The 10,290-nt window shown below is 73.9% G+C and carries 9 protein-coding genes; 5 read left to right on the top strand and 4 right to left on the bottom strand.

Annotated features, from left to right (window positions below):
* The first annotated feature begins 245 nt into the window (after positions 1–245).
* Positions 246–1,892, top strand: coding sequence for an SLC13 family permease (locus ACFYE3_RS12590; protein WP_387609639.1), 1,647 nt, complete (start codon positions 246–248; stop codon positions 1,890–1,892).
* Between the two features lie 39 nt (positions 1,893–1,931).
* On the opposite strand, the gene ACFYE3_RS12585 is transcribed toward ACFYE3_RS12590, so the two are convergent.
* Both ACFYE3_RS12585 and ACFYE3_RS12580 read right to left on the bottom strand, forming a co-directional pair.
* Positions 1,932–2,768 carry an endonuclease/exonuclease/phosphatase family protein gene (locus ACFYE3_RS12585; protein ID WP_387609636.1) on the bottom strand — a complete coding sequence of 279 codons (837 nt, stop codon included), beginning with the start codon at positions 2,766–2,768 and terminating at the stop codon, positions 1,932–1,934.
* Positions 2,769–2,781: 13 nt separating this feature from the next.
* Positions 2,782–3,345 (bottom strand): Dps family protein, encoded by a 564-nt coding sequence (locus ACFYE3_RS12580; RefSeq protein ID WP_368822861.1) that lies wholly within the window; start codon positions 3,343–3,345, stop codon positions 2,782–2,784.
* A gap of 214 nt (positions 3,346–3,559) precedes the next feature.
* Here ACFYE3_RS12580 and ACFYE3_RS12575 point away from each other — a divergent pair, with 214 nt between their 5' ends.
* The 4 genes from ACFYE3_RS12575 to ACFYE3_RS12560 all read left to right on the top strand — a co-directional run bounded on the left by ACFYE3_RS12575 (position 3,560) and on the right by ACFYE3_RS12560 (position 8,165).
* Positions 3,560–3,799: a hypothetical protein gene (locus tag ACFYE3_RS12575; protein WP_387609633.1), complete on the top strand. Its 240-nt coding sequence runs from the start codon at positions 3,560–3,562 to the stop codon at positions 3,797–3,799.
* A 4-nt stretch (positions 3,800–3,803) separates the two neighbouring features.
* Positions 3,804–4,352, top strand: coding sequence for a hypothetical protein (locus ACFYE3_RS12570; RefSeq protein WP_387609630.1), 549 nt, complete (start codon positions 3,804–3,806; stop codon positions 4,350–4,352).
* Between the two features lie 73 nt (positions 4,353–4,425).
* Complete coding sequence (locus ACFYE3_RS12565; RefSeq protein ID WP_387609627.1) at positions 4,426–6,468, top strand: oxidoreductase; 2,043 nt, start codon at positions 4,426–4,428, stop codon at positions 6,466–6,468.
* Positions 6,469–6,536: 68 nt separating this feature from the next.
* Entirely contained in the window at positions 6,537–8,165 is a 1,629-nt protein-coding gene (locus tag ACFYE3_RS12560) for an amidohydrolase (protein WP_387609625.1), read from the top strand.
* 37 nt (positions 8,166–8,202) lie between these two features.
* On the opposite strand, the gene rraA is transcribed toward ACFYE3_RS12560, so the two are convergent.
* Together rraA and ACFYE3_RS12550 are read right to left on the bottom strand one after the other, a co-directional pair.
* Complete coding sequence (gene rraA / locus ACFYE3_RS12555; protein ID WP_387609622.1) at positions 8,203–8,682, bottom strand: ribonuclease E activity regulator RraA; 480 nt, start codon at positions 8,680–8,682, stop codon at positions 8,203–8,205.
* 41 nt (positions 8,683–8,723) lie between these two features.
* Entirely contained in the window at positions 8,724–10,286 is a 1,563-nt protein-coding gene (locus ACFYE3_RS12550) for an MDR family MFS transporter (RefSeq protein ID WP_387609619.1), read from the bottom strand.
* Positions 10,287–10,290 lie beyond the last annotated feature (4 nt).

Raw genomic sequence — 10,290 nt, 5'->3', positions numbered from 1 at the left:
TCCGGTCGTGGACGGCTCCGTTCCCGGATCGGCGACGGGCGTCGTGGCGCATCGTGCTCCTCGGGCCGGAGGGTCGATTCCGACCTTATCAGCCGGCTCCGGGCACCTGTCCGGCCCGGCCGGACGGCCCGGCCGGACGGCCCGGCCGGGCGGCTCGGCAGGGTGTCAGGGGTCACCGTGTGGACGGCTCCGCGCCTAGACTGTGGGCACCCGGACCCGCCGCCGCGAATGGAGTTGGAGCAGACATGGCCAGCAGACCGTCCGTCCCCGGAGCCCCCTCGGAGCAGCGCAGCCCCCGGTCGAGCGGTGCGGGGGACGCCGACCACCGCTCCCCCGGGGAGCAGGCACCCCCGGAGCACGCCAAGACGCACCGGATCAAGTGGGCCGGGCTCGTCGTGGGTCTGGTCCTGGCCCTGCTGGTCTACGTCGCCATGCCCGCGGACCTGGCCCACCCCGCCAAGCTCACCGCCGCCACCGCCGTCCTGATGGGCGTGTGGTGGATGACGGAGGCCATCCCGATCCCGGCCACCGCCCTGCTCCCGCTGATCATCTTCCCCGTGCTCGGGGAGGACGTGACCGTGGACGACGTCGGCGCCTCCTACGGCAGCAACATCATCTTCCTGTTCATGGGCGGGTTCCTCCTGGCCCTGGCGATGCAGCGCTGGAACCTGCACCGCCGGATCGCCCTGCGCACCGTGCGCGTGATGGGCACCAAGCCGGCCCAGATGGTGGCCGGGTTCATGCTGGCCACCGCGTTCCTCAGCATGTGGGTCTCCAACACGGCCACCGCCGTGATGATGCTGCCCATCGGCGTGTCCGTGCTGCTGCTGCTGCCCAGGCTGCTCGAGGACTCCGGTGCGGCCTCCGGGGGCGCGGACGGCGGAGGCCTGGAGGACGCCGACCTGGAGGGGGCCGACCCGCAGAGCGCGGAGGTGAAGGAGGCCGTCATCGCCTCCAACTTCGGCACCGCGCTCATGCTCGGCATCGCCTACGCCGCCTCGATCGGTTCCCTCAGCACCATCATCGGCACCCCGCCCAACACCCTGATGGTCGGCTACCTCCAGGAGGCGCACGGCATCGAGGTCGGCTTCGGCCAGTGGATGCTCGTGGGCGTGCCGCTGTCCGCCGTGATGCTGGTCATCGCCTGGTTCCTGCTCACCAAGGTCCTGTTCAGGCCCGAGATCGACGAGATCCCCGGCGGCAGGAGACTCATCAACCAGGAACTGGAGAAGCTCGGCCCCATGTCCACCGGTGAGAAGCTGGTGCTCGCGATCTTCGCCCTGGCCGCGCTCAGCTGGGTGTTCGTCCCCATCGTCTTCGACTCCCCGCCCATCAGCGACGCCGGCATCGCCATGGTCGTGGGGCTGCTGCTGTTCCTGCTCCCCGCCGGGGCCCGGCGGGGGGTGCGGCTGCTGGACTGGGAGTCCGCGGTGAAGCTGCCGTGGGGCGTCCTGCTGCTCTTCGGCGGCGGGCTGGCCCTGTCCGCGCAGTTCACCTCCTCGGGTCTGACGGACTGGATCGGGCAGGGCGCCGCGGCGCTGGGCGCGGTGCCGGTCGTCCTGGTCGTGGCGATCTTCGCCGCCGGGATCCTCTTCCTCACGGAACTGACCAGCAACACCGCCACGGCCGCCACGTTCCTGCCGGTCTCCGGGGGCGTCGCCCTCGGCCTGGGACTGGACCCCATGCTGCTGGCCATCCCGGTGGCCCTCGCCGCCACGTGCGCGTTCATGCTGCCGGTGGCCACCCCGCCCAACGCCATCGCCTTCGGTTCCGGCTACGTGACCATCGGGCAGATGATCAAGGGCGGTCTGTGGCTGAACCTCGTCGGGATCGTCCTGATCACCCTTCTGACCATGACCCTGGGCGTCTGGGTGTTCTCCATCGTGTACTGACCGGTCCGCGCCCCCGGTCGGTCCGCGGCGGCCCCGCCCTCAGGAGGCGGGGCCGTCGTCGTGCTCGAGCTCGGCCAGCACCGGGAAGTGGTCCGAGGCCCACACGCCGCGCGGACGCTCGGCCAGGACGCGGGAGTCGAGCACGCGGACCCGGCCACCGTAGAGGATCCAGTCCAGGCGCGGCGTCCTGGCACCGGGCTCCCGGTAGTTGGGGAAGGTCCCCGCGGCGTCCGCGGGGAGGGTGTCCCGCAGCCCACCGGCGAGCGCGGCGTCCCAGGTGCGGGACCGGCCGGCGGCCGCGTTCATGTCCCCGAGCAGCAGCAGGGGCCCGTCCCAGCCGAGGAGCAGGCCCTGCAGCGCGGCCAGCTGGCGCAGCCGGCCGCGCTCCGGCCACGGGTCGAGGTGGGTGGCGACCGCCCGCCAGGCCACTCCTGTGCGCCGGTCCGTGAGGTCCGCCAGCACCAGGGTGCGGGGGAAGAGGTCCCCCGGCCACTTCGATCCCGGGACCTCCGGCTGCGGGGACAGCCACCGCTGCTGCCACCGCTCGATCCCGAAGCGGGCGGTGTCCACGGCCAGCAGGCACCGCTCGCCGCGGCCGCCGGCGTCCCGCCCCTCACCCAGGAGGACGTGCTGCGGCCCCAGGGCGTGCTGCAGGAGGTGCAGCTGCTGCGGGAGGACCTCCTGGAGGGCGGCCAGCTCCGGCCGGTGCGCCCGGAGCACGGCCTGCACCGCGGGAGCCCGGGTGAACCACGCGTCCGGTGCCGTCCGGCGGTACTTCTCCAGGGGACGCCGGATGTTGAAGGTCATGGCCGTGAACGTGCCCCGGCCCCGCGAACCACGGGGGTCGGCGGGGCCGGGGCGGGCGTGGGCTGCCACGGGGCGGAGCGGACTACTGGGCGGCGGACTCCGCCGCGCCCTGCTCCGTGCGGGCGCCACCATGCTGGAGGTCGCCGCCGCTGTTCTCGAGGTGGGCGCGCATGAACCACTGGAAGAGCTCGAGCTCCTTGACCTGGCCGATCAGCACGTCCTCCGTGACGGGGTCGAGCTCGCCGACCTTCTGGATCGCGTCGCGGTGGTCCTCGATCACGCCGTTGTAGACGATGTCGAGGGCGGCGAGGTGCTCCACGCCGGTGGCGCGGTGGACCGAGTAGTCGTCCCAGGTGCGGGCCTGGACGAGGTCGCCGGGCAGCCCGGACGGGCCCACCCCCATGGTCGCCATGCGCTCGGCGAGCTCGTCGACGAAGCCGCGCACGAGCTCGATCTGCGGGTCCAGCATCTCGTGGACCGAGATGAAGTTGGGGCCCACCACGTTCCAGTGGGCGTGCTTGAGCGTGAGCTGCAGGTCGTTGAGGGCGTGCAGGCGCTGCTGGAGCGTCTGGGCGACCTCGTGCCCGTTCTCGGTGGACAGACCGGGCACGGTGTAGGGGGCGGTGCGCTGGTTCGGAGTGGCCATGGGTTCGTCTCCAGGTTTCCGGCCGCCGCCGGGCGGCGGCCTAGCTCGACAACTGTGGGCGGCCCGCAGCGGCAGGCCTCTTCCGACCACTATGGCACGGCCCCCACCCACTGTCAGCACCCTGTCCATTCGCTGTGCGCGATATCGCCACGACGCGTTCCCGCCCGTCAGGACGGTCCTTGCCAGGTGCCCGGAGCACTGGTTGTCTGGACCCATGGACACCACTCCCGCCTCCGGCGGCCAGCTCCCCGACGACCCGCACCTGGCCGAGGACATCGGCACGGCCGCCGACACGCCAGCCGAGGACATGGCCCGCGAGCCGATGCCCACCGGGCAGACGAACGCCGGGCAGCAGGTCTCCGGCGTGCGCGAGGCCGGCACGCCCGCCCACGAGATCACCGGGGACGGACAGGACCCGGCCGAGGGCGGTTACCAGCCGCCCACCTCGGACTGAGGACATGAGCACCCGCGGCACCAGCACGGCCGCGATCGCCCGGGCCACCGGCGTCCCGTGGGAGACCTGGACGGCACGGCTCGACGCGCTCGGGGCCCGGTCGATGAGCCACCCCGAGATCGCCCGCCGCGCGGCGGAGCAGCTCGAAGGCGTCGTCGAGAACCACGAGTGGTGGGCGCAGTCCGTCGCGGTGGCCTACGAGCAGCACACGGGAGCCCGCCGGCCCGGGCAGGCCGGGGACGGCAGCTTCGGGGCGAACGCGAGCCGCACGGTGGCCGGCACCCCGGACGAGGCGCTCGCCCGGTGGACCGCGCTCATGGCGGAGCGCACGGAGGTCGGCGGCGTCCCGTTCCAGCAGCCGCCCACGACCGCCGCCACCGAGAAGTGGCGCTACTGGCGCGTGCGTCTCGCCGACGGGACCAGGGTCTCCGCGACCATCGGCGACAGGGGGAGCGATCGCGCCACGGTGGCCCTCGTGCACACCGGGCTGGCCGCCGCCGAGGACGTCGCGCAGTGGCGCTCGGCCTGGAAGGACCTGCTGGCCGCGCTCTGAGCCCGCGCCGCGCTTGTGAGGCGGCTCACTCCTCGCCTACGGTGACCCAAGTACCTGAGACGAGGAGTATCACATGACCGTGCCCTATCCGCGCCTGCTCGCGCCCCTGGACCTGGGCTCCACCACCCTGCCCAACCGGGTGCTCATGGGATCGATGCACACCGGTCTCGAGGAGCTGCCCGGCGGGTTCGAGCGCCTCGCGGAGTTCTACGCGGAGCGGGTGCGCGGCGGCGTCGGGCTCATCGTCACGGGCGGCATCGGGCCGAGCCCCGAGGGCGCCACGCACGCCGGCGGCGCCGTGCTCCGCACCCCCGAGGAGGTGGCCCGGCACCGCACGGTCACGGACGCCGTGCACGCCGAGGGCGGGAGGATCGCCCTGCAGATCCTGCACGCCGGCCGCTACGCCAGGACGCCCGGCGCCGTGGCCCCGAGCCCGTTGCGCGCCCCCATCAGCCCGGTGGTCCCGCACGAGCTCACCGGCGAGGAGATCGAGCGGACCATCGAGGACTTCGCCCACACCGCGGCCCTGGCACTGGAGGCCGGCTACGACGGGGTGGAGATCATGGGCTCCGAGGGCTACCTCATCAACGAGTTCGTCGCCGCCGAGACCAACCACCGCACCGACGAGTGGGGCGGGTGCTACGCGCACCGGATGCGCCTGCCCGTCGAGATCGTCCGCCGCGTCCGCGAGCGCACCGGCCCGGACTTCATCCTGATCTACCGGCTCTCGATGCTGGACCTGGTCCCGGGCGGCTCCACGGTCGAGGAGGTCGTGGCGCTGGCCCGGGCCGTCGAGGCCGCCGGCGCGACCCTGCTCAACACCGGCATCGGCTGGCACGAGGCGCGCATTCCCACCATCGCCACGGTCGTCCCCCGCGGCGGCTTCTCCTGGGTGACCCGCCGGCTCAAGGGCGAGGTCGGGATCCCGCTGGTCGCCGTGAACCGGATCAGCACCCCGGAGACCGCGGAGCGGATCCTGGCGGACGGGGACGCCGACATGGTGTCCCTCGCCCGGCCCCTGCTCGCGGACCCGGACTTCGTGGCCAAGGCCGCGCGCGGCCGGGCGGACACGATCAACACGTGCATCGCGTGCAACCAGGCGTGCCTGGACCACACCTTCGCGGGCCGGACCGCGTCCTGCCTGGTCAATCCGCGGGCCGGCCACGAGACCCTGCTGCGCCTGGGCCCCACCCGCCGGGCCGAGCGGATCGGTGTGGTGGGCGCGGGCCCCGCCGGGCTGGCCTTCGCCGTCCGTGCCGCGGAGACCGGGCACGCCGTCACCCTCTTCGAGACGGAGGACCGGATCGGCGGACAGTTCCTGATGGCCCTGCGCGTGCCCGGCAAGGAGGAGTACGCGGAGACGCTGCGCTACTACGGCGTGCGGCTCGCCGAGCTGGGCGTGGACGTCCGGCTCGGGACGGCGGCCGGGCCCGAGCACCTGTGCGGCTTCGACCGGCTCGTGCTCGCCACGGGCGTGGAGCCGCGCGTGCCCGCGATCGAGGGGGTGGACCATCCGTCGGTCGTGGGCTACCGGGACGTCCTGCAGCACGGGGCGCCCGTGGGCCGCCGGGTCGCGGTCCTCGGCGCCGGGGGCATCGGCTTCGACGTCGCCGAGTTCCTCCTGCACTCCCCCGGCACCGGGGCCGACTTCTACCGGTCCTGGGGCGTGGACACCACGCTCGCCGCCCGCGGCGGCCTGGCCGCGCCCGCGCCGCCGCGCCCGGTGCGCGACGTGACGCTGCTGCAGCGCTCCCCCGGCAAGCTCGGGGCGGGCCTGGGCCGCACGACCGGCTGGATCCACCGGGTCTCGCTCCGGGCCGGTGGCGTCCGCACCCTCAGCGGGGTGACGTACCGGCGGATCGACGACGACGGACTGCACCTCACCGTGCCGGGGCCCGACGGCACGGAACCGGTCGAGCAGGTGCTGCCGGTCGACACCGTGGTGCTGTGCACGGGCCAGGAGCCGCTGCGGAGGCTGCACGACGCGCTGCTCGAGCACGGGCACGACACCGGCGCCGTCCCGGTGCACCTCATCGGAGGGGCCGACGTGGCGGCCGAGCTGGACGCCAAGCGGGCGATCCGGCAGGCCACGGAGCTCGTCGCCGCCCTGGGCTGACGGGGCGGCGCTGTGCGGACCCGGGCGCCGGGTGCCACGATGGGGGCAGCCCCGCGGAAAGGATGCCCATGCAGCTCGACCTCCTGCTCGTCAACGCCACGTTCCTGACCATGGAGCCGGACCGCCCCGCGGCGTCGAGCCTCGGCGTGCACGGCGGGCGGATCGTGGTCCTCGACGACCCCGACGTGCCGGCGGCCGAGACCGTGGACCTCGGCGGGGCCACCGTGCTGCCCGGGTTCGTGGACGCGCACTGCCACACCGCGTGGTTCGGGCTGGGCCTGGCGGAGGTGGACCTCTCCGGCTGCACGTCCCTGGACGAGCTCTACGCGGCCCTGGAGCGCGGGATGGCCGCGAAGCCGCGGGACGAGGAGTGGCTCATGGCCACCGGCTTCCTCCCGTCCACCGTGGGCGGGTCGTTGCCCGACATCGACGTCCTCGACCGGCTCACCGGCCGCACGCCGCTGTTCGTCCGGCACACCTCGGGCCACGCGGCGGTGGTGAACTCCGAGGCGCTGCGCCGGGCGGAGATCTTCACCCCGGGAACCCCGGACCCGGTGGGGGGGCGGGTCGTGCGGGACGACACGGGCCGCGCCACGGGCCTGGTCGAGGAGACCGCCCAGGCCGTGGTGCAGGAGCTGTTCCGCCCCTACCCGCTGCACAGGATCGTGGCGGCGCTCGACCGCGCCACCGCCCGCTACGCCGCCGAGGGCATCACCACGTTCGCGGAGGCCGGGGTGGGCGCCGGGTGGATCGGGCACAACCCCTCCGAGCTGCAGGCCTACCAGCAGGCCAGGGACGCCGGCGCTCTGCACGCCCGGGCCCAGGTGATGCCCGTGCTGGACGTCCTGCACGGGATCGGCGGACTCGGGGACGGCTCCGAGCGCGGGCTCGACCTCGGGCTGCGCACCGGCTTCGGCGACGACGAGCTGAGGCTCGGACCGGTCAAGGTGTTCGTGGACGGCTCGCTGCTCGGGGAGACCGCCGCGGTGACCGAGGCCTTCTGCGGCGGCCACTCCACGGGCTACTTCCAGGAGAACCCCGAGCAGATGGCCGAGGCGATCCACGCCGCGTACCGTGCGGGCTGGTCGGTGGCCGCCCACGCGATCGGGGACCGGGCCATCGACTTCGCGATCGACGTGATCACCCGGTGCCAGGACGAGCACGGGCGCCACCGGGTGCCCAACCGGATCGAGCACGCGAGCATCACCCGCCCGGACCAGCTGCCGCGGCTCGCGGCCGCGGGGATCGTCGTGACCCCCCAGATCGGCTTCCTGCGCCCCATGGCCGCCCAGTTCCGCCGGCTCCTGGGACCCGAGCGCACGGACTGGACCTACCGTGGCCGCAGCTTCCTGGAGGCCGGGGTGCGGATCGCGGGCAGCTCCGACCGCCCGGTCGCCGACGGCGACGTCCTGCGCTCGGTCCAGGCCTGGACCGACCGCCTCGACGGTGACGGGCTGCGGTTCGGCCCCGCCGGGGAGCGGCTCGACGTGCTGGACGCCCTCGCCGCCTACACGTCCGGGGCCGCGAAGGCGCTGGGGATGTCCGACCGGATCGGCTCGCTCGCCCCCGGCAAGCTCGCGGACCTGGTGGTGCTGGAGGAGAACCCCCTCGAGGTGCACCGGCGCGGCGGCTCGGTGGAGCACATCGGCGTCCGCGCGACCTACCGCGGCGGCAGCCTCACCCACCACGCCCGCTGACCGGACGGCTGGACCGGGCCGGCCGAGCGGACGCCGCTCAGCCCTCCACGAGGATCCCGTCCTCGTCGGCCCACACCGTCCGGCCCGGGCGGAAGGTCACGCCCTCGATGACGACCGGCACGTCCTGCTCCCCGACGCCGTCCTTGGCGGACTTGCGCGGATTGGAGCCCAGGGCCTTGACCCCGAGGGGCAGCCCGGCCAGGGCGACCCGGTCCCGCACGGGACCGTTGATGATGACCCCTGCCCACCCGTTGCGCACGGCGGACTCCGCGATCATGTCCCCCATGAGCGCGGTGCCCATGGAGCCGTGGCCGTCCACGACGAGGACCGCGCCCTCCCCCGGGGAATTCAGCACGGCCTTCACCAGGCCGTTGTCCTGGAAGCAGCGGACCGTGCGCACCGGCCCGGTGAACGCGGCCACCCCGCCCAGGTCGAGGAACTGGCGCGGACAGGACATCAGCTGCTCCCCGCGCTCGTCGTAGAGGTCGGCGGTGGTGAACGGGCGCGGGTCGGTCATGTGCTGCTCCTGAAGCATCCGGTGGCGGTTCCGGCACCAGCCTAGCCACCGGCACCGCCGCGACCGGTCCCGGCGGGCTCCGTGGACGGGCCCGGCGTCTCCTCCTGCGCGGCGGACACGGTGGTGCCCAGCGGGATCTCCTCGATGAGCAGGGACAGCACGAGGCACCCCGCCGCCACGGGCAGGCCCCACAGGAAGATCGGCGGCAGCGACTGGGCGAAGGCCTGCGCGACGGCCTCCTGGACCGGGGCGGGCAGGCCCGCGAGCACCTGGGGGCTCAGGGCGTCGACGTCGAGGGAGGGCACGGCGCGGCCCGCGAGCGCGTCGTCGAGCCGGGCGACGAGGACGGAGCCGAACACGGCGATGCCGAAGGACGCCCCGATCTGGCGGAAGAAGTTCGACGACGACGTCGCGGCCCCCACCTCCGCGGGCGGCACCGCGTTCTGCACGATCAGGACGAGGTTCTGCATGAGGCAGCCGATGCCGAGACCGGTGACGGCCATCCCCGCGGCCGTCAGGGCGTACGGGGTGGTCTCGTCGATCAGCGCGAGCAGCGCGAGACCGGCGGCCATCACGACGGAGCCCAGCACGGGCCAGTGCTTGTAGCGACCCGTCCGCGCGATGCGGCGGCCGGTGCCGATCGTGCCGACGAGCATCCCGACCGTCACGGGGATCATCATCAGGCCGGCGCCGGTGGCCGACGCGCCGTCGACCATCTGCAGGTAGGTGGGCAGGTAGGTGATCGTCGCGAACATGATCACGCCCATGCCGACGGCCGCCGCGGTGGGCACCACGAAGTTGCGCACGCGGAACAGGTGCAGCGGGACGATCGGCTCCGGGGCGCGGCGCTCGACCAGCACGAACAGGACACCGAGCACCAGGGCCGCCCCGGCGAGGCCGAGGATCCGCGGGCTCGACCACGCGTACGCCGTGCCGGCCCACGTGGTGAGGAGCACGAAGGCCACGCTGCCCAGCGCCAGCAGCGCCGTGCCCAGCACGTCGAGCCGCACCCGCCCCCGGGGGACGTGCGGCAGGTGCAGGAAGCGGGGGATGAACAGGAGCGTCACGAGCCCCAGGGGCAGATTGATGTAGAACACCCACCGCCAGCTCACGAGGTCCGTGAGGAACCCGCCGATCAGCGGCCCGCTCACCGAGGCGAGGCCGAAGGCCGCCCCGATCACGCCCATGTACCTGCCGCGCTCACGAGCGGGCACGAGGTCCGCGATGATCGCCTGCGCCCCGATCAGGAGGCCGCCGCCGCCCGTGCCCTGCAGGGCACGGAAGACGATGAGCTGGGTCATGTCCTGGGCGGCGCCCGAGAGCACGGAGCCGAGCAGGAAGACCACGACGGCCACCAGGAAGATCCGCTTGCGCCCGTAGAGGTCGCCCAGCTTCCCGTAGACCGGCAGGCCCACGGTGGCGGCGAGCACGTACGCCGTGACCACCCAGGAGATCCGGTCGAGCCCGTCGAGGTCCCCGACGATCGAGGGCAGCGCCGTGGCCACGACCGTCTGGTCGAGGGCGGCCAGCAGCACGGCCATGAGCAGCCCCAGGAACGTGAGCCGCAGCTGCCGCTGCTCGGAGCGCCCCGGGCTCCCGGTCACCGGG

It is taken from the genome of Kocuria arenosa (assembly GCF_042879215.1).
GTDB lineage: Bacteria > Actinomycetota > Actinomycetes > Actinomycetales > Micrococcaceae > Kocuria > Kocuria arenosa.
Note: the sequence above shows the minus strand (reverse complement) of the source record. Positions and strands in the feature narration are given on the sequence as shown.

Excerpts from the sequence above, each read along its gene's own strand:
- ACFYE3_RS12590 (WP_387609639.1), top strand. The coding sequence starts at position 246 with ATGGCCAGCAGACCGTCCGTCCCCGGAGCCCCCTCGGAGCAGCGCAGC.
- ACFYE3_RS12580 (WP_368822861.1), bottom strand. The coding sequence starts at position 3,345 with ATGGCCACTCCGAACCAGCGCACCGCCCCCTACACCGTGCCCGGTCTG.
- ACFYE3_RS12575 (WP_387609633.1), top strand. The coding sequence starts at position 3,560 with ATGGACACCACTCCCGCCTCCGGCGGCCAGCTCCCCGACGACCCGCAC.
- ACFYE3_RS12570 (WP_387609630.1), top strand. The coding sequence starts at position 3,804 with ATGAGCACCCGCGGCACCAGCACGGCCGCGATCGCCCGGGCCACCGGC.
- ACFYE3_RS12565 (WP_387609627.1), top strand. The coding sequence starts at position 4,426 with ATGACCGTGCCCTATCCGCGCCTGCTCGCGCCCCTGGACCTGGGCTCC.
- ACFYE3_RS12560 (WP_387609625.1), top strand. The coding sequence starts at position 6,537 with ATGCAGCTCGACCTCCTGCTCGTCAACGCCACGTTCCTGACCATGGAG.
- rraA (WP_387609622.1), bottom strand. The coding sequence starts at position 8,682 with ATGACCGACCCGCGCCCGTTCACCACCGCCGACCTCTACGACGAGCGC.